The organism is Luteimonas sp. A649 (assembly GCF_054072735.1).
This window is the reverse complement of record NZ_JBSVRQ010000002.1, coordinates 249,715-273,242: the sequence shown is the minus strand read 5'-3', so window position 1 is coordinate 273,242 and position 23,528 is coordinate 249,715. Positions and strand designations below refer to the sequence as shown.

Genomic DNA, 23,528 nt, shown 5'->3' with positions numbered 1-23,528 from the left:
GCGCGCGGGGCCGGTGGCGGACGCGTCATTCGGCAAGCAGCGCGCGAACATCGTGGACGAAGTCCCCCGCCGGGCGGCCGTACGGCATCATCCCGCGCAGCAGGCCCTCGCGATCGACGAGGTACACCGAAGACGAATGGCCGACCGTGTAGCTGTCGCCCACGGCCTGGCGCTGGGCCATGACGCCGTAGCGCGCCCGCACGGCGGCCAGCTGCGCCGGGGTGCCGGTACCGCCGACGAAACCGGGATCGAAGGCGCGCAGATAGCCACGCATGCGCTCCGCGTCGTCACGCTCCGGGTCGACGGTGACGAAGACCACCTGCACGTCCTTCCCCTGCGGCCCAAGCCGCTTCCTGGCCTGCGCCAGCACGGCAAGCGTGGTCGGGCAGACCTCCGGGCACGCGGTGAACCCGAAGGCGATGAGCACGACGCGGCCGCGGTAGTCCGCAAGCGAAAGCGTGCCGCCGTTCGAGGCCGCCAGGTCGAGTCCGGGCGCCGCGGCGGGCGGCTCGAACGCGCCGGCCTTGAGCACCGCGGCATCGGCCGCGCCGGCGAATGCCGTGCACGCCAGCGCGACGATCGCCGCGCAGCCGAGCATGGGCTTCCGCAGCCACTTCGACAGATCGCCCACGCGGCTCATACCTCGATCGCCACCGGGCGCGTGGCCCGTGAAAAGCTTTCGTCCATGTACGTCTCATAGGCGATCGGATGCTTGATGGTGCCGGCTTCGATGGACAACTGCATCAACTCTTCGAATTCACTGCGGATCATGCGCAGGTCGCCATAGGTCACCCGGTCGGTCGGATTCTCCATCACGAAGCGGATGATGGACGGGTCCTGGTTGAAGTACTCGCGTCGCGCGGCGATCTCCACCGCCTTCTCGCGATTCGCCTGGTCCTGGTCGAGCCAGACACCCGCCGCCTGGACGTAGTCCACCAGCTCCTGCACCAGCGGCCGGTTCGACTCGATCAGCTCTTCGCGCACCGCCAGCACGCAGCAGATGTAGTTGCGCCATTCGTCGCGCGTCATGCGCAGCGGGCGTCCGTAGCCTGCATGCTGCGCGGCGGCGCCGAAGGGCTCCCCCGTGCAATAGGCATCGACCGCGTCCGCGTACAGCGCAGCGGGCATGTCCGGCGGCGGCATCTCGACGATGCGGATGTCGTCGGGCGTCATCCCCTCCTGTTCGAGCATCTTGCGCAGGAACAGGAAATCCACGGCAAAACGGCTGGGAATGGCGATCTGCTTGCCGGCAAGCTCCCGGAACGTGCGGTACGGGGAGTCCGTGCGCACCATGATCACCGCGCCCGAGCGGTGCCCGAGCGACACGATCTTCACCGGGATGTTGCTGTCGGCCAGGTCCATCACCAGCGGCGCCAGCATGTAGGCGGCCTGGATCCGCCCGGTCATCAGTGACTCCTTGACCTCCGGCCAGCCGCTGAACTTGCTGAACTCGATCGCGGTCCGCGGCATGCCGGACGCCTGCATTGCCTTCGCGTGCGCCACGCAGGCGACCGGCAGGGTGAGGTTGCAGGTCACCGGCAGTCCGCCGACCACCAGGGCGTCTGACGATCCGCCACCGGCGCACGACGCCAGCACGCCGGGCACGGCCGCGGCCATCATGGCCTTGAGCACCTGGCGGCGCTGGAACTGGAGCGCATTCGTCATCGAAGGCCGTTCGGGCGGGGGCGTGGCGGATTGTAGCGGGCGGCCCGCTAGGCCTGGCCGCCGGTGCGCAGGGTGATGCCCAGCTCCGGCGCGATCACGCGCATGGCTTCGTCGTCGCGGCTCAGGGTGATCCAGCCCGCGATGGTGTCGGTGCCGGTGTCCCAGGTCCACAGGGTGTAGCCGTAGGCCCGCAGGGCGTCATGGGCGACCTTGAGCAGGTCGTGGACGCTGGCCTTGTCCAGGAACTCGTCGTCGGTGGGATCGTCGACGCCCCAGTCGAGCTCGAGGTTCCAGCGCGCGACAAGCTCGGTGATGCTTTCGATGAACGCGGCGGCGTCATCGTCATGGACCTGGAAGCCGGACGTCCAGTCGATGATGTCCTTCAGCACCCAGGCCGGCTCGAACTCTTCGTCGCCGGCATCCACGGTGGCCTCGCGGTAGGCATCGAACTGCCGCAGCGCGGTCTCCTCGTCACCGGGATTGATGCGCAGCAGGAGCTGCCAGACCAGTGCCTCGGTGCCGGCCTCTTCGTCGATCGCGGATTCCGGATCCATGCCGCTGAAGTTGTCGTCGGGGTCGAATTCAGAGTCTGGGGTGTGCATGTCGGCGTGGTCGGCGGCTGGGGTGCACAGGATACGGCGCGGCGGTGCAGGCGCAGGTGCAGATGGCCGCCCCGGCGTCCGTCCGCGGGCGCCCACACGGTGCCCGGCGCCGGGCGCGCTGTCGCTCGCGGCCCCAAGCCCTCAAACTATGTGGATGACCACGCCTCCCCCGGCCGCCCCTGCGGCCCGCCCCGACCTGTCCGGCGATTGCTTCGAGCAGCGCCTGAAGCAGGCCACCGACACCCTTGAAGCCGTCGCGGCCGACCATGCGCTGCTCGCCGACCTCGACGACGCCACGCGCGAGCGCCTGCACCGCGCCGCGGCCGCGCTTGGCGCGCCGATCGACGCCGTGACCCGTCGCCAGCGCCGCAAGCAGGAGAAGCGCAGCCGCGTGCAGGCCAGGAACGAGCGCGACGACGCGATTCTCGACGCCACCGGCATCCGCACCCTGCGCCGGCAGCCGGTGTTCACCACGCCCAACTATTTCCCGCCCACCGGTTTCACGCCCCACGACCTCGACGCCGACGTGCCGCCGCACCACGAGGCACTCGAGCCGCAGCACTGCTACGTGTGCAAGCAGAAGTACACGCGCATCCACCATTTCTACGACCAGCTGTGCCCCGAGTGCGCGGAGTTCAACTTCGCCAAGCGCACCGAGCTCACCGACCTCACCGGTCGCGTCGCGCTGCTGACCGGCGGCCGGGTCAAGATCGGTTACCAGGCCGGTCTGAAGCTGCTGCGCTGCGGCGCGCGGCTGATCGTGACCACGCGCTTCCCGCGCGACTCCGCCGCGCGTTACGCGCAGGAGCCGGACTTCGCCGACTGGCACGACCGCCTGGAGATCTTCGGCCTCGACCTGCGCCACACGCCGAGCGTGGAAGCGTTCTGCAGCGAGCTGCTCGCCACCCACGACCGCCTCGATTTCATCATCAACAACGCCTGCCAGACGGTGCGCCGCCCGCCGGGCTTCTACACCCACATGATGGCGGCGGAAACCGCGGCCCTGCGCGACGCGCCCGAACACCTGCAGCGCCTGCTCGGCCGCTACGAAGGCCTGCGCGCCGACGCGCTCCTGCCCGAAGGCGACAAGACCGCGCTCGCCGGACGCGACCTGCGCCACGAAGCCGCCGCCGGCCTCACCCGCGCCGCCGAGCTGTCGCAGGTGCCGCTGCTGGCCGAAGAGCTGCTCGGCCAGTCGCACCTGTTCCCGGAAGGCAGGCTTGACCAGGACCTGCAGCAGGTCGACCTGCGCGGCCGCAACTCCTGGCGCCTGCTGATGGACGAAGTGCCGTCGGTGGAGCTGCTTGAAGTGCAGCTGGTCAACGCGATCGCGCCGTTCCTGATCAATGCGCGCCTGAAGCCACTGATGCTGCGCACACCGGACGGCAGCGCGCCGACGCGCGACCGCCACATCGTCAACGTGTCGGCAGTCGAGGGGCAGTTCTACCGCAATTTCAAGACCACCCGGCACCCGCACACCAACATGGCCAAGGCCGCGCTCAACATGATGACGCGCACCTCGGCCGCCGATTACCACGGCGACGGCATCCACATGAATTCCGTCGATACCGGCTGGGTGACCGACGAGGATCCGGTGGAGATCGCCGCGCGCAAGACGATCGAGGAGCGCTTCCACCCACCGCTCGACATCGTCGATGGCGCCGCGCGCATCGTCGACCCGATCATCGCCGGGCTGAACACAGGCGAGCATGTCTGGGGACAGTTCCTGAAGGATTACAAGCCGACGGACTGGTAGCAAAACTCAGCTCGCCGGGCGAGCCACGGGCTCCGGCTTCGACGCCGCCTGGTCCGCCGAAGGCGCCGGCAGAAGCTGCGTGTACGCGGGCGACATGATCTGTACGCCGTGCTCGTTGAACACGTCCTGGATGCTCGCGTGCAGCGCGGAGTACAGCAACAGCATGCGCAGCGCATCGTCGCAATAGGCATTGACCTCGTAGTTGGCCGCGAAGTCCCCAAGCGATACCTGCAGCACGAAGGGCTTCGGCTCCGCCATGAGCCCTTCGGTGCGCGCCACCGCCATCAGCAGCATGGCTTCGACTTCGCGCCAAGGCACGTCGTACCCGATGCCCGGTGTGCAGCATGGCGCCGCAGGCGCTGCATCCACTTGAGCTTGTAGTCGAACTTCGGCCCCAGCTGCGGATTGCCGTTGGGCAGGTAGATGCCGGCGACGATGACGCCGTGGATGGCGGCTTCGATGTAGCGGCTCTGCGTATCCCCGGGATCCCCCGGCAGCCCGCGGCGGCTTTCCACCGGCACCGCGCCGCGCGCGAGCAGGGCCACGCCGTTCCAGGCCCGCTGGCCTTGCCAGATCGCCCCGTAGCCGGCCGCTTCAAGCTCGGCGGCGGGGAAGGCCTCGTCCACCGCCTTCAGCTCCTGCAGGGCGACGATGTCGGGCTGCTCCTTGTCCAGCCACGCCACCAGGTGCGGCAATCGCGCGTGTCGCCCTCTCACCGCGTGCCCGGGTCCGCGTTCCGAGTATCGCTGGCGCGGATGATGCGGGAGTCAACGAGGCGGGAGGTGCGATGCCATTGGCGCCCACATGGTTGAAACTGCGGTGTAGTGACCTCGACGGCGCCGCCGCTGGCGAGCGCATCTCCCGCCACCGAGCAGGTCTGTCATGACCCAAGTGTCCCCGACCCACCGTTCGCGCCTGGTCGCCCTGTTCGAGCGCATGTCACGCCTGCCCATGGGCCGGTGGCTGTTCGCACGCGCCGTCTGTTTCCGTGCGCCCTATTTCGGGACCATTGCGCCGCGGTTTCTCATGGTCGCCCAGGGCCGCTGCGAGGTCGCGATCCCGGACCGCCGCCGCGTGCACAACCATATCGGCAGCGTGCACGCCATCGCCCTGTGCAACCTGGCCGAACTGGCTGGCGGCGTCATGCTGGAGGCCAGCCTGCCGCCCGACATGCGCTGGATCCCGAAGGGCATGACGGTCGAATACGTGAAGAAGGCCGTGGGCACGATGCATGCCGTGGCCCAGCCGGCCGCGCTGATCACGTCCGGCACCGAGGGGTACGAACTGCCGGTGGTGGTGGATGTGCGCAACGCCGGCGGCGACACCGTGTTCCGCGCCAGCATCGCGATGTGGGTCTCGCCGCGGCCGCGTGCGCAATCGCAAGCGTGAACGCGAACGCCGGCGGCGCGTCATCCCGGTGTCAATCCCAGCGCTGATGATGCACGTTGGCATCCCGCCGCTGGAGTCCGCCATGATCCGTTGGATCGCTCTCGCCTTCGCCCTGGCCACCATGCCCGTACACGCCGCCGAGACACTTCTCAAGGACCCGCCATCGCCTGCCGCGAAGGCGCTGGTGATCGCTCACCGCGGCGCGAGCGCGGCGCTGCCCGAACACACGCTCGCCGCCTACGCACGCGCAATCGAGGAAGGTGCGGACTATATCGAGCCCGACCTCGTCGCCACCCGCGACGGCGTGCTGGTGGCGCGGCACGAGAACGAGATCGGCGGCACAACCGATGTTGCCGCACACCCCGCCTTCGCCGACCGCAAGACCACGCGCGACGTCGACGGCCAGGCGATCGAGGGCTGGTTCGTGGAGGACTTCAGCCTCGAGGAATTGCGCACGCTGCGTGCCCGCGAGCGCATCCCACAGCTGCGCAGTACCGCGCACGATGGCCTGTACCCGGTACCGACGTTCGCAGAGATCGTCGCTCTCGTGGTGCGCGAGTCCGCGGCGCGCGGCCGCGTGATCGGGCTGATCCCCGAGCTCAAGCACTCCACCCACTTCCGCGCGCGCGGACTGGCGCTGGAAGATCGCCTGCTCGACGCGCTGGCCGCGCATCCCTACACCCGCAGCGCGCCGGTGGTGATCCAGTCGTTCGAAGTGGGCAACCTGCGCGCGCTGCGCGGGAAACTCGGCAAGGACAGGAACAACATCCGCCTGCTGCAGCTGCTCGGCGCGCCGGACTCGGCACCCGCCGATCTTGCCGCGGCCGGCGGCCCGACCTATCTCGAGATGCTCACCGTCGACGGCCTGCGCGGGATCGCCACCTACGCCGACATCCTCGGACCGCACCTGGGCTACGTCATCCCGGTGGATGACGACGGGCGCCTGGGCCAGGCCACGCCGCTGGTCGGCGCCGCGCACGCCGCCGGACTGCAGGTCATGCCCTACACGTTCCGCCCAGAGAACCACTTCCTGCCGCGAAGCCTGTGGCAGGGCGAAGATCCGCGCAGCCGCAGCGACGACGGGGCCATCGCTCACATCCGCGCCCTGCTCGATGCCGGCATCGACGGCTTCTTCACCGACGATGTCGCGATCGGCCGGCGGGCTGTGGACAGGCAGCCGGCAGAGGACCAGCCAGCCCCGTAGGAGCTGTGGGAGCGGCTATAGCCGCGATCGGCGCAATGGATCGCGGCTATAGCCGCTCCCACACCAGGCAGCTACATGAGCTCGCGGATTGGCGTTGATCCGCCCGACAGGCCTAGAATCGCCTTTCTCCGGGCACTCGAGAACACGCCCATGGCAAGTGACAAACGCTACGCGATGAACGTCGGGGATATCGGCCAGCAGGAGCTGGACCTCCTCGAATGCCTGATCAGGATCGACCAGGGCCAGCGCCTTGATTCGCGCGCGGACGACATGCTCGAACGGCTCGTCGAAGCCGGCCTGGTCGACGACGACGACGGCGACTACCGCCTCACCCTGGCCGGCATCGAGCGCTGCCGGTCGCTGAAGCACCGGGTCGCCGGTGACAAGGAGGCCGCGAAGGTGCTGGCCGAGCGCGGCATCATCCTGGAAGCGATCGACGAACCCTGACCGGCGCGCCGGGACCGATGTGAGAGCGGCTATGGCTGCTCCCGCATTATTCACGCGGATGCCATCCCGCGACCGCCAGGATCATGGCGCACCCCGCACCTGGAGCGCCCCATGACCCCCGACCCGCGTGACATCCCCGGGCAAGCCCCGCATCCCGCCCGCGACCCCGTGCCCGACCAGCCCAGGGACCCGGTGCCCGACCAGCCCCACGACCCTGCACCGCCCCAGCCGACCGACCCCGTGCCCGACCGCCCCATCGACCCGATGCCGGACCGCCCGGCCGACCCCACCGCACCGCCACCGCTGCGCGATCCCGGTCATCCGCCTCCTGAGCCCATGCGCTGAGTTGACGTATCCTGCGTGCGGCCCATGGAAGAGCGGTTGCCGAAGCTGGTGGCGCTGGGGAGGGCGCTTGAGCAGGAGGGCGGCCATGTTGCGGTGTGAGCAATACTACTTCTTGGAAATGCCGGGTACTTCTTGTTAGGCCGCTATGAAAGTTCTCGTCTTCGGCAACTCGGGTTCTGGGAAGAGCACATTTGCCAGGCAACTGGCTTCAGAACACTGCTTGGCTCATCTCGACCTCGACTCCATCGTCTGGGAGCCTGGCAAGATTGCTGTCCAGCGGCCTGCTCACGCAATCGAGGCCTCGTTGGTTGCGTTTTTATCCGAACACCCCAACTGGGTCATCGAGGGCTGCTACGGCGAGCTGGTGCTGGCCGCGTCGGCCCACTGCACCGAGCTTGTCTTCCTCAATCCCGGGCTTGAAACGTGCCTGGAGCACAACCGCAAGCGTCCGTGGGAGCCCCACAAGTACGCCTCGAGAGCAGCTCAAGACCAGATGCTGGAGAACCTGCAAGCTTGGGTGGCGGACTATTATGTGCGGCAAGATCAATGGTCTTACCATGCTCACCGTCGGATCTTTGACTCTTTCGCAGGCCCCAAGAGCGAGCGCCTCAGCAGCGGCGCGGTCGCGGCCTGACAATGCCTTCAAGCCGAGACCGCACCGGGCGGGTTGGCTCAGGTATCAAAGGGCGCCAATGAAGTCGATCGCGCTTTTCTCCATGCTGCTCAACGCTCTTCCAGCTACGGGTCAGGACGAAGACATGGATATCCGCAGGGCGCTTCACGCAAAGGTTGCGGGGCTACATGAAGCGGACAGCAAAATACTTCCCTGTAGCCCGACTGGCGCGGTACTGAATCGAGACGACACCGTGCCTGACCTCCTGGAAGAGCCATCAGGTTCGGTCTTTGCGAGGAATGCGGCATCTGGCAGCTTTGATCGGGTTGAGGGCTGACCATGCGACTTGCGGGCCGCGTCACTGACTGGAACGACGACAAGGGTTTCGGCTTCGTAGTGCCCCATGGCGGCGGTACTCGCGCGTTCGTCCATATCAACGAGTTCCAGCGGGGTTCGCGCCGGCCCGTTGTCGGCGACATGATCTCCTACCTCCCCAAGGTTGACCCGCGAGGGCGGACCAACGCACGGCAGGTCCGTCACGCCGGCCAGAGGATCGAAGTGCCGCGCGCCCCTTCCCGGATTCCAAGGGCGGCTCTTGGCGTGGGCGCGTTGACGGGCGGCGTGGCCGCTGCTGCCATCGACCTTTTCCCGGCGCTGTTGATGGTCGCGTACCTCGCGTTGAGTGTCTCGTCGTACTTCATGTACAGGTCCGACAAGATCGCGGCCCAGAGCGATGCGCAACGCACGCCGGAAGCCAGCCTCCACCTTGCAGACCTCCTTGGAGGGTGGCCCGGCGCGCTGATCGCCCAGCAACAGTTCCGCCACAAGACCGTGAAGCCGTCGTTCCAGCTCGCCTTCTGGGCTACGGTCATCTTCAACCTGGCCGCGGTGACCTGGCTTCACAAGTCCGGTCTTCTTGCGGACTTGGTCGGGCGTATCAGCGGCTGACAACTCATCTGGATCTGGGGGCACGCGATGTTTCGTCTGCTACTGGCAGTTTTGTCTCTATGGCCTGGTCTCGCGCTTGCCCAGGATTGCTCGCCCGACGCGCTCAGGGATGATTTGCTGCAGCGAAATGAAACAGATCAGGCCGCACGAAGAGCTCTTCTTGCCGACCGCGAGTCGAAGGAAGCCTTGGAGCGCGCCTTGGACGTCGACCGCGAGAACACCCGTTACATGAGGACAGTGGTGGCCAACTGCGGTTGGCCCAAGCGGTCCGAAGTGGGCGAGCAGGCCGCGAAGGCAGCATGGCGGCTGACCCAACACGCAGACATGGATCCGCAGTACCAAGCGCTTGCTGCACAGCAGCTCGAGCTTGCCGTGCACCGGGGCGAGGCCGAGGCGCGCGATCTCGCGCTCCTGGTCGACAGGAATCGTCGGCTGAACGATCAGCCGCAGGTGTATGGAATGCAGTTCCAGGTTCTTCCAGGAGATGTAATACGGTTCTACGACATCGTGAATTCCAGCCAGCTCGACGAGAGACGGGCTGAGATCGGCCTGCCATCTTTCTATTGCTGGGCACAGCAAATCGCGAGCAACAATGAAGGCGCATCAATCGAATGGCCTGGCGGGATCCTGTTCGCGCCACGGGATTGCACCGATGCCCCATAGCGAATCCAATTGCATGGCATCACGCATGACCCGACTGTTGTTGCTCATGCTATTCCTGGTGCCAGCAACTGCCGGCGCCATCGTGATTCGGGATGACGTTGATGACGCCGAGTATCGGATTCCGGCATCCGGTTTCCCGGCGCTGGTTGACATGCCCGGCGAGGGCCACGGCGTACTGATTGCTCCGCAGTGGGTGATCACGGCCGCGCATGTGCTTCCCTGGCACTCCGGGCACATGCAGGTGGTTGTTGGCGGGAGACCAAGGGACGTCGAGCGGGTCGTGACGCATCCCGGGTACAGAGCGCCGCCACATGAGCTGATCGATCAGGCAATGGCCACTGGAGAAGCAGTGCTGATACTGGTACTGCTCGCCTCGTCCGACGACATCGCACTGCTCAAGCTGACACAGCCCGTCACGGATGTTGCCCCCGTCGCGCTCTACAAGGACAGCGACGAGCCAAACCAGATCGTCAAGATCGTCGGAAAAGGCGCGACGGGCACGGGAGCCAACGGGCACGACCCCAAAGGTCCCAATCGCACGGAACTCCGCCGCGCGTTCAACACGATCACCAGCGCGCACGAGCGCTGGCTCTGCCATGTGTTCGATGAGCCATCGTCGGCCCTGCCCCTTGAGGGCACAGGCGGGAACGGAGACAGCGGCAGCCCCGCGCTCATCCAGGCCGAAGGCGAATGGCTGCTGGCAGGCCTGTTCGCCTGGAAGCTCTTGCCGGGCGATGTCCGGACTGCCCGGCCCGGACGCTATGGTCAGGCCAGCTGCAGTGTCCGCCTCAGCCATTACATTGACTGGATCGAAGGCGTGATCTCTGGGGAGGGGAAGACATGAGGATCCTTACGGTAGTGCTTGTCGGACTGCTCGCAGCCCATTCCAGCGCTTTCGCGCAGACGCGATGCTCCACCGACCCGTATGGCAACACCACCTGCCGCAGCAGCGATGGAACCACGACCCGTGCCTCCACCGATCCGTACGGCAACACGACCTACCGTCGCAGCAACGGCCCGACAACCCGCGCCACATCGGACCCTTATGGCAACACGACGTTTCGCAGCAGCGATGGCTCAAGCACGCGCGCAACATCCGACTCCTATGGGAACACCACGTATCGCCACAGCGACGGCTCGACGACCCGTGCCACGACCGATGCCTACGGCAACACGACGTACCGCAACAGCGACGGCACCACCAAGCGCTGCAGCACGGATGCTTACGGCAACACCACCTGCCGCTGAGGGGTCACACTCAAACCCGCCATGCACCAACCCTGCCCCTGCAACCCGCTCTCCACCTACGCCGCCTGCTGCCAGCCGCTGCACGAAGGCGCGCCGGCCGCGAGCGCCGAAGCCCTGATGCGCTCGCGCTACAGCGCCTACGTGCTCGGCCTGCGTGACTACCTGCTCGCCACCTGGCACCCGGATACGCGGCCCGTCGCACTGAACCTGGACGACACGCCCGGCCTGAAGTGGCTCGGCCTGGACGTGAAGCGCCACGCCGATGCCGGCGACGGCACTGCGGTGGTGGCGTTTGTCGCCCGCTACAGGCTGGGCGGCGCGCCGGCGGTCCGGATGCGGGAGCTCAGCCGGTTCGAACGCGTGGACGGGCGGTGGCTGTACCGGGACGGGGACGTGGACTGAAGACGGCGGATGGGCGCGGCGGGATTCAGGCGTCCGCCGCGCCGTCTGGCTTGCCGCAGCACTTCTTGTACTTCCTGCCGCTGCCGCACGGGCACGGCCCGTTGCGCTCCGGTGCCGCTTCGCGGCGGATCGGATCACGCGGGGTCAGTGCTTCCACGCGGTGGTGGTTGAGGTCGGCCAGCATCCCCGGCAGGCCGACGATGATCTCCAGGCGCTCGCGGTAGCTGATCGGGGTCGCCGCTGCGGTGGGATCCCCGGCGTCCATGACTTCGCCGGTGACCAGGCGGTCGAACAGGTTGAAGATGTCATCCATCCACTCGTTGTCGTCCAGCCACCGGTCCCACTCCTGCTCGCGCAGGCCGACGGCGGCGAAGAAGCCCAGCGCCCAGTCGTGGCCGACGTCGAGTTCGTCCTCGCGCAGGGCCTCTTCGCCGGTCAGCTCCGGGTCTTCGGGCAGCCACATCAGCGGCGACAGGTGGTCGGGCAGGTTGTCGCCGTCATGGCGCACGCGCGCGCTGCACATGTTCCAGTGGCCCATCAGCAGGGCCTGTACCTGCGCGGCTTCGTCCTCCGTGTCCCAGCGCAGCGGCTTGCCGCCCCAGACCACGGGCTGCCACTCGCTGGGCGGCACCAGCGACGGCCCCACCACCAGCGCGGACAGAAAGCCGTCCAGCGCCTCCAGGTTGAATCCCTTGAACGGGACGGCGCGCTGTTCCAGCAGCGCGGCAAGACGCTCGATCTGGTCGTCGTCGAGGTAGGCAGGCGTGATCGGGGCGGGCATTGCTTCAGCCGGGCGGTAAGGTGCGCGCATGGTAGTCCGTCGATCCCCACGCGGGGGATTTCCAGCCCGCAGCCTCAGAACCCGTAGCGCAGGAACCCGCCATCCACGGCGATGCATTCGCCGGTGACATAGCCCGCCGCAGGCAGGCACAGGAACGCCACCGCGGCGGCGACTTCTTCCGGTTCGCCGATGCGCCCCATGGGCGTGCGCAGCAGCACGTCATCCAGGTAATCCGGATCGGCCAGCGACGGCGAGGTGCGGCGGGTGCGGATGTACCAGGGCGCGACGCAGTTCACGCGCACGCCGTCCTCGGCCCATTCGCAGGCGAGGTTGCGGGTCATCTGGTGCAGCGCGGCCTTGCTCATGCCATAGGGCGCGCCGGTGCGCACGTGGGTGGCGCCGGACACGCTGCCCACGTTCACGATGCTGCTGGCAGCGTGCTGGGTCAGCAGCGGATAGGCGTAGCGGCTGAGCTCGAAGGCGCTGAACAGGTTGACCTCGAAGACTTCGCGCCATTCGTCCTCGGTGTAGTCGATGGATGGCTTGCTGAGGTTGCCGCCGGCGTTGTTGACCAGGATGTTGAGGCCTTCGCCCTGGTCTTCGACCCAGTCCAGCAGTTCGCGGCGCTGTTCGTCGTCGGCGACATCGGCGATCAGCGCGCGGACGTCACCTTCGGGATGCAGCTCGAGCAGCTCTTCGCGCGCAGCTTCGAGCGCATTGCCGTCGCGCGCGGCGATCAGCACGCGCGCGCCGAAGCCGAGCAGCTCGGCGGCGATCGCGCGGCCAATGCCGGCGCTGCCGCCGGTGACCAGGGCCAGCTGTCCGTCCAGGCTCCAGCGCGACCGGTCCATGCTGCTCACGGCATGCAGAAGCAGTGGGCGACGGCCTTCACCGGGTGGCCGCCGCGTGCGAGCGCCTGTTCGATGAAGCGCAGGTCGCCGGCAACGCCGGGCACGGCCTTGAGCAGCAGACCCTGGGCAACATCGCTGCGCGCCAGCATCGCGGCGCCGACGCGGCTCTCGGCCATGCCGGCCACGAAGTTCTCGAACGGGGTGAGCTGCTTTTCGATGTACTTCACGCCCCAGCTGTCGTCCTCGCCCAGCTCGGCGCGCGATGCGGCGTTGGCAAGCGCGTCGCGCAGGCCGCCGAACTCGTCCACCAGGCCGCGCTCCTTCGCCTGCGCGCCGCTCCACACGCGGCCGCGGGCCACGAGGTCGATCTCTTCGACACTGCGACCGCGCGCAGTCGCCACCTTGCCGGTGAAATCGCGGTAGCCCTTGTCGATCACGCTCTGGATCACCGTGCCCACCTCGGGCTGCAGCGGACGCGTGGGATCGAAGGCACCGGCGAAGCGCGTGGTGCCGACGCCGTCGGTGCGCACGCCGATCTTCTCCAGCGTGCGCGGGATGGTCGGGAACATGCCGAAGATGCCGATGGAGCCGGTGATCGTCGACGGGTCGGCGTAGATCGCGTCGGCGTCCATGCTGATCCAGTAGCCGCCGGATGCGGCCAGGTCACCCATCGACACCACCACCGGCTTGCCGGCGGCCTGCAGCGCCACCACCTCGCGGCGGATCTGCTCGGAGGCGAAGACTTCGCCGCCCGGCGAGTCCACGCGCAGCACCACGGCCTTGACCGCTTCGTCGTCGCGCGCGGCGCGCAGCAGGGCCGAGGTCGACTCGCCGCCGACGCTGCCCGGGTTCTGCTTGCCGCCCATGATCGCGCCTTCGGCCACGACCACCGCGACCTGCGGACGTGCGTCGGCGGCGGCCATCGGGCTGGTGACGTGCTTGAGGTAGGCGTCGTAGGCGATGTCGCGCACGCCGCTGTCGCTGTCTTCGTCGGCTTCACCGCGCTCGGCCAGCAGCTGCTGCACTTCTTCCAGCGTCTTCAGGCCGTCGACCAGCTTCTGGTCCACGGCCAGCTTCGCGAGGTCGCCGCCGGCGGCAGTGACGCCATCGGGCAAGGCGTCCACGTTCGCGGCCAGGGTCGCGGCATCGAGCCCGCGCGCCTTGGCGATGTCACCCAGGAAGCGCTGCCAGATGTCGTTCATCCAGTACAGGTCGGCTTCCTTGGCCTCGGGCGAGGCCTGGTCGAGCACATAGGGCTCGGCCGCGGACTTGAACTCGCCGACCTTGAACAGGTGGATGTCGACGCCGAGCTTGTCCTGCAGGCCCTCGCGGTAGTACTGGCGATAGCGGCCGAGGCCCTCGAGCACCAGGCCGCCGTAGGGATCCATGTAGACCTCGTCGGCATGCGCGGCCAGCAGGTACTGGGCCTGGCCGAAGTAGTCGCCATAGGCAATCACTTCCTTGCCCGCCTCGCGCAGCGTGCCGATGGCGTCGCCAAGCTCGCGCATCGATGCGTAGCCGGAGAACGCCATGCGGTCGGTGCGCAGCAGCACGCGTTCGATGCGGTCGTCTTCGGCGGCCTTCTCGATCACGCGCAGCAGGTCGCGCAGGCGCACTTCGGGCGTGTCGCTGCCGGTGATCTTGGCGATCGCACGGCTGACCGGGTCGACGCTGAACTGCTCAACCAGGGCGCCTTCCGGCGCGATCACCAGCGTCGTGCGGTCCAGCACCGGCTTGGCGCGCTCGGCGCTGAACAGCGCGATCAGCACCACCGCCACGACCAGCAGGAACAGCAGGTTGAACACCAGGCGGCGGGCGAAGTTGACGGAGTCCCAGGCGCCAACCAGCACGCGGGCGATGGGACCGCGGCGGCGCCGGGGGGTGTCTTGCGGGTCGGACATGGAGGCAGCTCGCAGAAGTGTGATGCGTTGCCGGCAGTATCACCGCTGCCGGCCGCCCGAGTCACCCGCCTTTGGTCACTGCCCCGTTCGGGGCAGCCGCCCGGACGTGCGCAGGAAGCGCCAGGCCATCAGCACCGCCGCGACCGAAAGTCCGGCGATCAGGCCGATCCACATGCCGCGCGGCCCCATGCCCATGCCCAGCCCCAGGGTGGCGCCCAGGGCCATGCCCACGCCCCAGTACGCGAACGCGGCCAGCAGCATCGGCACCCGCGTATCCTTGAGTCCGCGCAGCGCGCCGGCCGACAGCACCTGGACGCCATCGGGGAACTGGAACACCGCCGCGAACAGCAGCAGCGATCCCGCAAGCGCCGCCACCGCCTGGTCGGTGGTGTAGATCGACGCGATCACGCCGTGGCCGGCCACCAGCACCAGCGCCGACAGCGCCTGGGTGCACAGCACCAGCGCCAGCCCGGCGACCATGGCCCGGCGCACGCCCTCGCGCCCGGCACCGGCGCCCAGCGCATGGCCCACGCGGACCGTAGTGGCCTCCGCCACGCCGAACGGAATCATGAAGCACAGGCTGGCGACGTTGATCGCCACCTGGTGGGCCGCGGCCTCGATCTGGCCCAGGCGGCCGATCAGCAGCGCCGTGACCACGAACAGCCCGCCTTCCATCGCCACCGTGACCCCGATCGGCAGGCCGGTGCGCAACAGATCGCGGATCGATGCCCACCGCGGCGGGTCGAAGCGCGCGAACAGGCCCAGCGACGCGAAGCGCTTCGCACGCGACAGGTAGATCGCGAAGGCGATCGCCTGCGCCCACATCATCAGCGACGAGGCCAGGCCCAAGCCTCCGGCACCCATCTCGGGCAGGCCGAAGCGGCCGAAGGCGAAGGCCCAGCCCAGCGGCACCAGCAGCAGCAGTCCGCCGAAGCCGAGCAGCATGGTCGGCAGCGTCCAGTGCAGGCCGTCGCTCAGATAGCGCATGGCGTAGTACAGCGTCAGCGCAGGTACGCCCCAGCGGATGCCGTGCAGGAAGTCGCGCGCGCCCGGGCGGATGCCTTCGGCGATGCCCATCGGTGCCAGGACCATCGGCGCAAGGCTCAGGAGCGCGAACAGCAGCAGGCCCAGGCCCAGCGCCAGCCACAGCGACTGCCGGAACAGCGGTGCGATCTCGCCGTGGCGGCCCGCGCCGGCGAGCTGGGACACCGACGGCGGCAGCGCCATCAGCGTGCCCATCGGGATCATCATCGGCAGCCAGAACATGGCCGTGCCCACCGACACCGCGGCCAGCGTGGTGGTGCCGTGGCGCCCGGCGATCACGCTGTCGACGAAACCGATCATGCCGGTGGCGAGGTGGCCGAACACCAGCGGGGTGGCAAGCACCGCCGTGGCGCGGACTTCGCCGCCCAAGGGGAGTGGTTCGGTTTGGGTGGACATTGGTTTACTGGACGGGCGCTACGGTGCGTCGCAGCCAGCGCGCACGCTGCGCGGCGGGCGTGGCCAGCAGCTCGATGCGGAGTTCCGCGCGCGCCTGCGGAGCGGTACGCGCGGCCAACACGGCGAGGTCGTCACGGGCCTGGGGCTCGAGCCCGCGCAGGGCCTCGAGCAGCGCCGTGCGTGCGTCCAGCGGCACCTGGGCGATCAGGGGGTGCAGCCGCGGATAGTCGGCGCCGAGATCGGGGCCGAGCAGCCAACCGTGGCGATCGCTGGCATCCATGGCGTCGAAGCGGGCGCGCAGCGCGGCGCGCTCGTCGGCGCTGCGAAGCGCGAAGGCGGCAGCGACGTCCCGCAGCTGCGCGCGCTCCGCGGCGGAAAAGTCGTTCCAGGCCAGCCAGCGCTCACGGCGTTCGCCACGCTCGGCATGCGGCAGCGCGTCCCACTGGTCGCGCCGCTGTGCCAGCCGCGCGCGGGCTGCAGGTTCGAGCGCGGCAAGCCGGTCGCCGGCCGGCTGGGGCCGGGGCTCGGGACGCGCAGCGGCGGGGACGGACGTGGTCGTGGGGCTGGCGGACACGGCTTCGGCTTCGGCCCGCGCTTCGGCTTCGCTTTCCGCCACCAGCCAGGCGTGGAATGCGGGGTCCGCCGCCGCGGCCTCCTGGTCGTCGGCGTCCAGCAGCAGGCCGAGGTCGGGATGCAGGGTCAGCGCGTCCTCATCCGCATAGCGACCGGCCGGCGGCTCGGCCATGGGCAGCGGTTCGGACAGGATGTGGCCGGGCGCCGCGTCCAGGCCGGCGGGCAGGCGGTCGATGGCAACGAAGGTGGCGACCAGGCCGCCGAGGGTGGCCAAGGCCACCAGCCACAAGGCGGCCCGGACGCCGCGTCCCAACGGCCCACGCCGCGCGGGGGGCGTGGCCGCGGCGCCGTCCACGCCACCTTCGGCCCGCAGGGACAGCGCCAGGGAGCCCGGCGGCAGCGCACGTTGCATGTCCTGCGCCGCCCGGCCAAGCGCGTGCCAGGCGTCGACGTCGGCGCTGCCGTCGGCGCGGTGCGGCAGCGCACGCTGCAGGCCAAGGCGGTACGTGGGCCGCGCGATGCCGAGGACGCTCGCGGCATCGGATTCCGCCAGCCCCGCGACCAGGCGCAGCAGCAGCGCGGCCCGCGGGCCGTGGCCGATCCGCGACAGCCATTCGAACCCCGGCTCCCAGCCTGGCGCCGCGGGCGTGAGCCGCAGGCTCGGCGCGGCCAACAGCAGCGACCAGAAGCGGCGCGGCCATTCACCGAATGCGGTCTTGCCGGCCTCGTCGGCGAAGCGCTGCAGCGCCCAGGCCAGGGCGTCGTCACCGGCCTCGCGGGACCCCGCGAGCAGCCGCGCGAACACCAGGCCGCGGCGCTCGACGCCGCGAAGGAAGGCGCCCAGGGCGGTCGGCGCGGCGGCCTCGGCAGGTTCTGTCGGGTGTCGTGGGGTCATGGGGCCGGACGCATGCAGGGCGCCATCATAGCCGCGCCCGCCGGGACCGCCGCCCTTGACGGGGCGCACACTTTGCGGTCCGGACGCCCTCAGTGCGCATTCCGCACTGCAAAAGGTTGTTCACAGCAGTCACGCAAATGTCATTGATCCAGCCTTCACGCCCACGTGGAGCATCGGGACCGCCATGTTTCACGGGCAAGTTGTTGAATCGACTGACCTTTGCAGGAATGGTGAATTTTTCGCCAACGCAGCCTGAACGCTGTTCCCATGCGCTTTCAGGCATGCCCCGCGGACACCATGCACAGACTTATCCACAGCTTGTGTGGATAAACAAAATTCCTTTATGTGTCCGCAACTTGCAGCCTTATTGTAGTTTGCAAGGCAGCTATGGCCTGCAACCGGCATCAAAGGCCGCCGAGCGAGTCGCTAGACTGCCGCGATGCCCGCAAATGTCCTGCGCATCGCCCTGCCGCTGCCGCTGCCACGCCTGTTCGACTACCTCGCCCCGGAGGGCGGCGAAGCCTCGCCCGACGACGTCGGCCGGCGCGTACGCGTGCCCTTCGGCCCGCGCGAACTCGTGGGGGTGGTCGCCGCGGTCGGGCCGGTGGCCGACGACGCCCCGGCGCTGCGCGACGCCTTGGCCTGGCTGGATCCGGAGCCGCTCATCCACGGCGAGCTGCTGGCGACGTCCCGATGGCTGGCGCGCTACCTGCACGCGCCGCTGGGCGAGGTGCTGGCCACGGCCCTGCCGGCGGCGCTGCGTCGCGGCGAGCCGCTGCCCGACACCGCCACCTGGGGACGCGCGCTCACCGCCGCCGGCATGGCGGCGATCGAGGGACTGCGCGCAGGCGGGCGCCCCCGGCGCCTGGCCGAGGCGCTGCGTGGCGGACCGCAGGCCGACGATCTGCTCGACGACGCGATCGATGGCTGGCGCACGGCGGCGCGCAGCCTGGAAGAGCGCGGACTGGTCGAGCGCGTGGTGGTGGACGGACCGGGATCGCCTGTACCCGTGCAGCCCGGCCCCGTGCCCACGGACGAACAGGCCGCGGCGCTCGAGGCGCTGCGCGCGGCGGCCGGCTTCGCTCCGATGCTGCTGGAAGGCGTGACCGGCAGCGGCAAGACCGAGGTCTACCTGCAGGCCATCATCGAACGCTGCCTCGCCCACGGCCGCCAGGCGCTGGTGCTTGTGCCCGAGATCGGGCTCACGCCGCAGATGCTGGCCCGCTTCCGCACGCGCCTGGGCGTACCCGTACACGCGCTGCATTCCGGCCTCAACGATGGCGAACGCGCGCGCACCTGGGCCGCCGCCTGGCGCGGCGAGGCGCAGGTGGTGGTGGGCACGCGCTCGGCGGTGTTCGCGCCGCTGCCCAATGCCGGCCTGATCGTCGTCGACGAAGAGCACGACGGCAGCTACAAGCAGCAGGACGGCATCCGCTACCACGCCCGCGACGTCGCCCTGGTGCGCGGCAAGGCGCTGGACGTCCCGGTGCTGCTGGGCAGCGCCACGCCGTCGCTGGAGACGCTGCACAACGCCCGCGCCGGCCGCCATGCGCACCTGCGCCTGCGGACGCGTGCGGGCGAAGCGAAGCCACCGCGGGTGCGCGTGCTCGATGTGCGCAAGCGACCACTGCAGGCCGGGCTGTCCGAAGAGCTGCTTGCGGGCATCCGCGGCGCGCTCGACGGCGGTGGCCAGGTGCTGGTGTTCAAGAACCGCCGCGGCTACGCGCCGGTGCTGCTGTGCCACGACTGCGGCTGGGGTGCCGCCTGTCAACGCTGCAGCGCACCCGAGCGCGCGACACCGATGACCGTGCACGCCGGCGGCCGTCGCCTGCAGTGCCACCACTGCGGCTCACGGCGGCCGGTGCCGATGGCCTGCCCCGACTGCGCGAGCCTGGCGCTGCAGCCGCAGGGCGTGGGCACCGAGCGCATCGAGGAACTGCTGGCCGCGCGCTTCGGCGATGTGCCGGTGCTGCGCATCGACAGCGCCAGCACGCGACGCCGCGATGGCCTTGCGCGCGAACTGGCGAAGCTCGATGACGGGCCGGGCATTTTGGTCGGCACGCAGATGCTGGCCAAGGGACATGACCTGCCGAAGCTGGTGCTGGTGTGCGTGGTCGGCATCGACGAAGGCCTGTTCTCGGCCGACTTCCGCGCCAGCGAGAAGCTCGCCCAGCTGCTGGTGCAGGTGTCCGGGCGCGCGGGCCGCGCCGAGCGTCCGGGCGAAGTGCTGCTGCAGACGCACCATCCCGGGCATCCGCTGCTGGAGGTGTTGGTGCACGGCGGCTATCGCGCCTTCGCCGACGCCGAACTCGGCCAGCGCGAAGCCGCCGCGTTCCCGCCGTTCGCGCACATGGCCATGCTGCGCGCCGAGGCGCAGAAGCCGGGACTGCCCGAAGCCTTCCTGCAGGCCGCCGCCGCCGCGTTCGGCCAGGCACGTGATGCATTGCCGCTGGCGCAGTCACGCGCGCTGATGCTCGCGGGCCCCGTGCCGGCGCCGATGCCGCGGCGCGCGGGCATGCACCGCGCCCAACTGGTGCTGTCATCGCCGGAGCGGCGGGCGCTGCACGTGGTGCTCGATGCGGTCATCGCTGGACTGCACGCGCTGCCGGAGGCGCGGCGCGTGCGCTGGTCGCTGGACGTGGATCCCATCGACCTCTATTGAGGCGTGATCCGATCCTGTGGGAGCAGATCTTATGTGGGAGGCCGCTATAGCGGCGATTGCCCCAACATCCTGCGGAGTCGGTATCGCGGCTATAGCCGCTCCCACAAGGAAAGGGGGGCTGTTCCGGCGGGTGGGTCAGGGTTTGGGTGGGGTCTTGGGAGGCCTAGGGGCCTTGGCCGCGCCGATGGCTTTCGCCGCCTTGGGCGCCGGGGTCGCGCTGGGCGCTGGCTGCTTGCGCCCGCGCGCGCTGCGGTTGCGGACCTCGATCACCTGCCCCTGGCGGCGCACTTCGAACAGACCGATCGCTTCGATCAGATCGCTCAGTTTGCGGTAGCCGTGGTTGCGCGAGTCGAACGAGCCCTGGTTGCCGACGTGGCTGCCGACCGCGCCCAGCTTCGACCAACCGTCCTCGCCCTGGGTGGCGTCGACCGCGCCGCGCAGCAGGCGCACCAGGTCGGCATCGTGCTGCAGCTGCGCCGGCGACGGCGCGGGGCTGGCGTCACCGTTGTCGTCGTCGGGTTCGCCGAGCTTCTCCAGGTACAGGAAGGTGGAGCAGGCGCGCACGAACGGCTCCGGCGTCTTCTCCTGGCCGAAGCCGTACACCGCCACGCCGTCGTTGCGCAGGCGCATCACCAGCGGCGTGAAGTCGGCATCCGACGACACGATGGCGAAGCCGTCGAGGTTGCGCGCGTACAGCAGGTCCATGGCATCGATCACCATCGCCATGTCCGACGCATTCTTGCCGCTGGTGTAGGCGAACTGCTGGATCGGGCGGATGGCCCAGGTGTGCAGGCACTTTTCCCAACCCACCAGGTGCTGGCTTTTCCAGTTGCCATAGGCGCGGCGCACGTTGGCCACGCCATGGCGCGCGATCTCGGCAAGGATCACTTCGATCTTCGACGCCGGCGCGTTGTCGGCGTCGATCAGGAGTGCGATGCGTTTCTCGTCATCGGGCATTGCGTAGGCTCTGGCGGTGCGCCGAACCGGGCGCGTTGCGAGCACAATAGCGCAATGGATGCTTCGTCCTTTCCACGGGTGGTGGTGGTCGGCGGTGGCTTCGCCGGCCTCTGGGCCACGCGTGCACTGGCCCGCGAGCGCGTGCGCATCACCCTGGTCGACCGCAGCAACCACCACCTGTTCCAGCCCCTGCTCTACCAGGTGGCGACCGCGGGTCTGTCGGCCCCCGACATCGCCGCGCCGCTGCGCCACATCCTGCGGCGGCAACCCAACGTCGAAGTCCGGCTCGCGGACGTGACCACGGTCGATGCGCAGGCCCGCTGCGTGCACCTGGCCGACGGCAGCCACCTTGCCTACGACTACCTGCTGCTGGCCGCCGGCGCCACCCACGCCTATTTCGGCAACGACGCGTGGGCCGCGCACGCGCCCGGCCTGAAGACGTTGGGGGACGCGCTGGACATCCGTCGCCGCGTGCTGCTCGCCTTCGAGCGCGCCGAAGCGGAATCCGATCCAGCGAAGCAGGCCGCCTGGCTCGACTTCGCCATCATCGGCGGCGGCCCGACGGGCGTGGAGCTGGCCGGCACCCTGGCCGAGATCGCGCGGCACACGCTGCGCGACGAGTTCCGCAACATCGATCCGGCCAGCGCGCGGGTGCGCCTGGTCGAAGCGGGTCCACGGGTGCTGGCCTCGTTCCCCGAAGACCTGTCGGCGCGTGCGCAACGGCAGCTCGAGCGCCTGGGCGTGGAGGTGGTCACCGGCGCCCCGGTCACCGCCATCGACGCCAGCGGCTATTGGCTGGGCGACCGGTTCATGCCGTCGCGCACGGTCCTCTGGGCCGCAGGCGTCGCGGCGTCCCCGTTGGCGCAGTCACTGGGCGTGCCGCTGGACCGCGCCGGGCGGGTCCGGGTCGAACCCGACCTTGGCGTGCCGGGCCAGCCACGGATCTTCATCGCCGGCGACCTTGCCGCGATGACCCGGGCCGATGGACAGCCGGTCCCCGGGGTCGCGCCGGCCGCAAAGCAGATGGGCCGCCATGTCGCGGTTGCCATCCGCGCGCGCATCGGCTGTCGCGCCGCGCCCGCATTCGGCTACCGTGACTGGGGCAACCTCGCCACCATCGGGCGCATGGCCGCCGTGGTCCACTTCGGGCGCCTCAAACTGTCCGGCGTGCTGGCCTGGTGGTTCTGGTTGCTGGTACACATCCTCTTCCTGATCGGCTTCCGCAACCGCGTGGTGGTGATGTTCAACTGGACCTGGGCGTATTGGAGCTACCAGCGCGCGGCGCGGATCATTTTCGGAAAGGGCGGGGACAGCGGCACATGATCGAGTTTTCCAACGCCAACCTGCTCATGGCGCTGGCCGTGACCACCGCGGCCGGGCTGGCCACCGGCGTCGGCGGCCTGCTGGTGTTCGCGCAGAAGACACCCAATGCGCGCCTGCTCGCCTTCGGCCTGGCCTTCGCCGGCGGCGCGATGGTCTACGTGTCGCTGTCGGAGATCCTCAACAAGTCGATCCATTCCTTCAGCCAGGGCTACGGCGACCGCATGGGCTTCAGCCTGGGCACGCTGGCCTTCCTGTGCGGCGTCGGCCTGATCATGCTCATCGACCGCCTGATCCCCAACCCGCACGAACGCCTCGAGGCCGACGACCCGTTCTACCGCGAGCACAACGCCGCCTACATCAAGCGCGTCGGCCTGCTGACCGCGCTGGCAATCACCGTGCACAACTTCCCCGAGGGCCTGGCCACCTTCTTCGCCACGCTGGAGAACCCCGGCGTGGGCATGCCGCTGGCCTTCGCCATCGCCATCCACAACGTGCCCGAGGGCATCGCGATCGCGGTGCCGGTGTACTTCGCCACCAACAACAAGGCCTATGCCTTCGGCGCCTGCCTGCTGTCGGGGCTTGCCGAACCGATCGGCGCGATCATCGGCTACGCACTGCTGCGGCCGTGGATGTCGGATGCGGTGTTCGGCAGCGTGTTCGGCATCATCGCGGGCGTGATGGTGTTCCTGGCGCTGGACGAACTGCTGCCGGCCGCGAAGCGCTATTCGAAGGGCCACGAGACCGTCTACGGCCTGGTCAGCGGCATGGCCGTGCTGGCGATCAGCCTGGTGCTGTTCAAGTGGTGAACCCGCCGGGCGACGCCGCCGCGGCCTGAGGCGACGTCCGGATCCGCCGGTCCGCAC

24 protein-coding genes and 1 pseudogene are annotated in these 23,528 nt (G+C 69.2%); 14 read left to right on the top strand and 11 right to left on the bottom strand.

What is annotated here, in order from left to right; all coding sequences use genetic code 11:
* Positions 1–25: 25 nt before the first annotated feature.
* Genes ACW5E8_RS10755 through ACW5E8_RS10745 form a run of 3 tightly spaced genes read right to left on the bottom strand, consistent with a single transcriptional unit; the run spans position 26 to position 2,267 of the window.
* Positions 26–640: an SCO family protein gene (locus ACW5E8_RS10755; RefSeq protein WP_456965521.1), complete on the bottom strand. Its 615-nt coding sequence runs from the start codon at positions 638–640 to the stop codon at positions 26–28.
* Entirely contained in the window at positions 637–1,665 is a 1,029-nt protein-coding gene (locus ACW5E8_RS10750; RefSeq protein ID WP_456965520.1) for an ABC transporter substrate-binding protein, read from the bottom strand. The genes ACW5E8_RS10755 and ACW5E8_RS10750 overlap by 4 nt, the downstream gene beginning before the upstream one ends.
* 47 nt (positions 1,666–1,712) lie before the next feature.
* Positions 1,713–2,267 (bottom strand): DUF6630 family protein, encoded by a 555-nt coding sequence (locus tag ACW5E8_RS10745; protein ID WP_456965519.1) that lies wholly within the window; start codon positions 2,265–2,267, stop codon positions 1,713–1,715.
* A gap of 154 nt (positions 2,268–2,421) precedes the next feature.
* On the opposite strand from ACW5E8_RS10745, the gene ACW5E8_RS10740 reads away from it, so the two are divergent.
* Positions 2,422–4,023, top strand: coding sequence for an SDR family NAD(P)-dependent oxidoreductase (locus ACW5E8_RS10740; protein ID WP_456965518.1), 1,602 nt, complete (start codon positions 2,422–2,424; stop codon positions 4,021–4,023).
* 6 nt (positions 4,024–4,029) lie between these two features.
* On the opposite strand, the gene ACW5E8_RS10735 is transcribed toward ACW5E8_RS10740, so the two are convergent.
* Positions 4,030–4,317 (bottom strand): hypothetical protein, encoded by a 288-nt coding sequence (locus ACW5E8_RS10735; protein ID WP_456965517.1) that lies wholly within the window; start codon positions 4,315–4,317, stop codon positions 4,030–4,032.
* A 44-nt stretch (positions 4,318–4,361) separates the two neighbouring features.
* A pseudogene (locus ACW5E8_RS10730) lies at positions 4,362–4,739 on the bottom strand (endonuclease/exonuclease/phosphatase family protein); the annotation flags it as partial.
* Positions 4,740–4,905: 166 nt separating this feature from the next.
* Here ACW5E8_RS10730 and ACW5E8_RS10725 point away from each other — a divergent pair.
* The 10 genes from ACW5E8_RS10725 (at position 4,906) to ACW5E8_RS10680 (ending at position 11,282) form a co-directional block, all read left to right on the top strand.
* Positions 4,906–5,412, top strand: a complete 507-nt coding sequence (locus ACW5E8_RS10725) for a hotdog fold domain-containing protein (RefSeq protein ID WP_456965516.1) — start codon at positions 4,906–4,908, stop codon at positions 5,410–5,412.
* Positions 5,413–5,533: 121 nt separating this feature from the next.
* Positions 5,534–6,616: a glycerophosphodiester phosphodiesterase gene (locus tag ACW5E8_RS10720; RefSeq protein ID WP_456965740.1), complete on the top strand. Its 1,083-nt coding sequence runs from the start codon at positions 5,534–5,536 to the stop codon at positions 6,614–6,616.
* Positions 6,617–6,766: 150 nt separating this feature from the next.
* On the top strand, positions 6,767–7,063 hold the full coding sequence (locus tag ACW5E8_RS10715; RefSeq protein WP_456965515.1) for a hypothetical protein: 297 nt from the start codon (positions 6,767–6,769) through the stop codon (positions 7,061–7,063).
* Between the two features lie 111 nt (positions 7,064–7,174).
* Positions 7,175–7,408, top strand: coding sequence for a hypothetical protein (locus ACW5E8_RS10710; RefSeq protein ID WP_456965514.1), 234 nt, complete (start codon positions 7,175–7,177; stop codon positions 7,406–7,408).
* A gap of 145 nt (positions 7,409–7,553) precedes the next feature.
* Positions 7,554–8,042, top strand: a complete 489-nt coding sequence (locus tag ACW5E8_RS10705; RefSeq protein ID WP_456965513.1) for an AAA family ATPase — start codon at positions 7,554–7,556, stop codon at positions 8,040–8,042.
* Positions 8,043–8,360: 318 nt separating this feature from the next.
* Positions 8,361–8,969, top strand: a complete 609-nt coding sequence (locus ACW5E8_RS10700) for a DUF1294 domain-containing protein (RefSeq protein WP_456965512.1) — start codon at positions 8,361–8,363, stop codon at positions 8,967–8,969.
* Between the two features lie 27 nt (positions 8,970–8,996).
* Positions 8,997–9,632 carry a DUF6624 domain-containing protein gene (locus ACW5E8_RS10695; RefSeq protein WP_456965511.1) on the top strand — a complete coding sequence of 212 codons (636 nt, stop codon included), beginning with the start codon at positions 8,997–8,999 and terminating at the stop codon, positions 9,630–9,632.
* 25 nt (positions 9,633–9,657) lie between these two features.
* Complete coding sequence (locus ACW5E8_RS10690; RefSeq protein ID WP_456965510.1) at positions 9,658–10,476, top strand: S1 family peptidase; 819 nt, start codon at positions 9,658–9,660, stop codon at positions 10,474–10,476.
* A gap of 14 nt (positions 10,477–10,490) precedes the next feature.
* Positions 10,491–10,880 carry a hypothetical protein gene (locus tag ACW5E8_RS10685; protein WP_456965509.1) on the top strand — a complete coding sequence of 130 codons (390 nt, stop codon included), beginning with the start codon at positions 10,491–10,493 and terminating at the stop codon, positions 10,878–10,880.
* A gap of 21 nt (positions 10,881–10,901) precedes the next feature.
* The gene (locus ACW5E8_RS10680) at positions 10,902–11,282 is read left to right on the top strand and encodes a YchJ family protein (RefSeq protein WP_456965508.1); all 381 of its coding nucleotides are present in this window, start codon (positions 10,902–10,904) and stop codon (positions 11,280–11,282) included.
* A 25-nt stretch (positions 11,283–11,307) separates the two neighbouring features.
* Here ACW5E8_RS10680 and ACW5E8_RS10675 read toward each other — a convergent pair whose 3' ends face one another.
* The 5 genes from ACW5E8_RS10675 to ACW5E8_RS10655 form a co-directional block, all read right to left on the bottom strand.
* Positions 11,308–12,063, bottom strand: a complete 756-nt coding sequence (locus tag ACW5E8_RS10675) for a UPF0149 family protein (protein WP_456965507.1) — start codon at positions 12,061–12,063, stop codon at positions 11,308–11,310.
* A 74-nt stretch (positions 12,064–12,137) separates the two neighbouring features.
* Positions 12,138–12,914: an SDR family oxidoreductase gene (locus tag ACW5E8_RS10670; RefSeq protein WP_456965506.1), complete on the bottom strand. Its 777-nt coding sequence runs from the start codon at positions 12,912–12,914 to the stop codon at positions 12,138–12,140.
* 5 nt (positions 12,915–12,919) lie between these two features.
* The gene (gene sppA / locus ACW5E8_RS10665) at positions 12,920–14,815 is read right to left on the bottom strand and encodes a signal peptide peptidase SppA (RefSeq protein WP_456965505.1); all 1,896 of its coding nucleotides are present in this window, start codon (positions 14,813–14,815) and stop codon (positions 12,920–12,922) included.
* 75 nt (positions 14,816–14,890) lie between these two features.
* Positions 14,891–16,255: an MATE family efflux transporter gene (locus ACW5E8_RS10660; RefSeq protein WP_456965504.1), complete on the bottom strand. Its 1,365-nt coding sequence runs from the start codon at positions 16,253–16,255 to the stop codon at positions 14,891–14,893.
* 4 nt (positions 16,256–16,259) lie between these two features.
* Complete coding sequence (locus ACW5E8_RS10655; protein ID WP_456965503.1) at positions 16,260–17,723, bottom strand: DUF3106 domain-containing protein; 1,464 nt, start codon at positions 17,721–17,723, stop codon at positions 16,260–16,262.
* 439 nt (positions 17,724–18,162) lie between these two features.
* On the opposite strand from ACW5E8_RS10655, the gene ACW5E8_RS10650 reads away from it, so the two are divergent.
* Positions 18,163–20,385, top strand: coding sequence for a primosomal protein N' (locus ACW5E8_RS10650; protein ID WP_456965502.1), 2,223 nt, complete (start codon positions 18,163–18,165; stop codon positions 20,383–20,385).
* A 135-nt stretch (positions 20,386–20,520) separates the two neighbouring features.
* Here ACW5E8_RS10650 and ACW5E8_RS10645 read toward each other — a convergent pair whose 3' ends face one another.
* Entirely contained in the window at positions 20,521–21,342 is an 822-nt protein-coding gene (locus ACW5E8_RS10645) for an NYN domain-containing protein (protein WP_456965501.1), read from the bottom strand.
* Between the two features lie 54 nt (positions 21,343–21,396).
* Between ACW5E8_RS10645 and ACW5E8_RS10640 the strand changes: the two genes are divergently transcribed.
* Positions 21,397–22,665 (top strand): NAD(P)/FAD-dependent oxidoreductase, encoded by a 1,269-nt coding sequence (locus ACW5E8_RS10640; protein WP_456965500.1) that lies wholly within the window; start codon positions 21,397–21,399, stop codon positions 22,663–22,665.
* On the top strand, positions 22,662–23,471 hold the full coding sequence (zupT, locus tag ACW5E8_RS10635) for a zinc transporter ZupT (protein ID WP_456965499.1): 810 nt from the start codon (positions 22,662–22,664) through the stop codon (positions 23,469–23,471). The genes ACW5E8_RS10640 and zupT overlap by 4 nt, the downstream gene beginning before the upstream one ends.
* Positions 23,472–23,528: the final 57 nt, after the last annotated feature.

Coding starts and splice junctions, on each gene's coding strand:
- ACW5E8_RS10705 (WP_456965513.1), top strand. CDS start 7,554: ATGAAAGTTCTCGTCTTCGGCAACTCGGGTTCTGGGAAGAGCACATTT.
- ACW5E8_RS10695 (WP_456965511.1), top strand. CDS start 8,997: ATGTTTCGTCTGCTACTGGCAGTTTTGTCTCTATGGCCTGGTCTCGCG.
- ACW5E8_RS10755 (WP_456965521.1), bottom strand. CDS start 640: ATGAGCCGCGTGGGCGATCTGTCGAAGTGGCTGCGGAAGCCCATGCTC.
- ACW5E8_RS10745 (WP_456965519.1), bottom strand. CDS start 2,267: ATGCACACCCCAGACTCTGAATTCGACCCCGACGACAACTTCAGCGGC.
- zupT (WP_456965499.1), top strand. CDS start 22,662: ATGATCGAGTTTTCCAACGCCAACCTGCTCATGGCGCTGGCCGTGACC.
- ACW5E8_RS10675 (WP_456965507.1), bottom strand. CDS start 12,063: ATGCCCGCCCCGATCACGCCTGCCTACCTCGACGACGACCAGATCGAG.
- ACW5E8_RS10655 (WP_456965503.1), bottom strand. CDS start 17,723: ATGACCCCACGACACCCGACAGAACCTGCCGAGGCCGCCGCGCCGACC.
- ACW5E8_RS10645 (WP_456965501.1), bottom strand. CDS start 21,342: ATGCCCGATGACGAGAAACGCATCGCACTCCTGATCGACGCCGACAAC.
- ACW5E8_RS10650 (WP_456965502.1), top strand. CDS start 18,163: ATGCCCGCAAATGTCCTGCGCATCGCCCTGCCGCTGCCGCTGCCACGC.
- ACW5E8_RS10640 (WP_456965500.1), top strand. CDS start 21,397: ATGGATGCTTCGTCCTTTCCACGGGTGGTGGTGGTCGGCGGTGGCTTC.
- ACW5E8_RS10660 (WP_456965504.1), bottom strand. CDS start 16,255: ATGTCCACCCAAACCGAACCACTCCCCTTGGGCGGCGAAGTCCGCGCC.
- ACW5E8_RS10715 (WP_456965515.1), top strand. CDS start 6,767: ATGGCAAGTGACAAACGCTACGCGATGAACGTCGGGGATATCGGCCAG.
- ACW5E8_RS10690 (WP_456965510.1), top strand. CDS start 9,658: ATGACCCGACTGTTGTTGCTCATGCTATTCCTGGTGCCAGCAACTGCC.
- ACW5E8_RS10750 (WP_456965520.1), bottom strand. CDS start 1,665: ATGACGAATGCGCTCCAGTTCCAGCGCCGCCAGGTGCTCAAGGCCATG.
- ACW5E8_RS10735 (WP_456965517.1), bottom strand. CDS start 4,317: ATGCTGCTGATGGCGGTGGCGCGCACCGAAGGGCTCATGGCGGAGCCG.
- ACW5E8_RS10670 (WP_456965506.1), bottom strand. CDS start 12,914: ATGGACCGGTCGCGCTGGAGCCTGGACGGACAGCTGGCCCTGGTCACC.
- ACW5E8_RS10720 (WP_456965740.1), top strand. CDS start 5,534: ATGCCCGTACACGCCGCCGAGACACTTCTCAAGGACCCGCCATCGCCT.
- sppA (WP_456965505.1), bottom strand. CDS start 14,815: ATGTCCGACCCGCAAGACACCCCCCGGCGCCGCCGCGGTCCCATCGCC.
- ACW5E8_RS10710 (WP_456965514.1), top strand. CDS start 7,175: ATGACCCCCGACCCGCGTGACATCCCCGGGCAAGCCCCGCATCCCGCC.
- ACW5E8_RS10680 (WP_456965508.1), top strand. CDS start 10,902: ATGCACCAACCCTGCCCCTGCAACCCGCTCTCCACCTACGCCGCCTGC.
- ACW5E8_RS10700 (WP_456965512.1), top strand. CDS start 8,361: ATGCGACTTGCGGGCCGCGTCACTGACTGGAACGACGACAAGGGTTTC.
- ACW5E8_RS10740 (WP_456965518.1), top strand. CDS start 2,422: ATGACCACGCCTCCCCCGGCCGCCCCTGCGGCCCGCCCCGACCTGTCC.
- ACW5E8_RS10725 (WP_456965516.1), top strand. CDS start 4,906: ATGACCCAAGTGTCCCCGACCCACCGTTCGCGCCTGGTCGCCCTGTTC.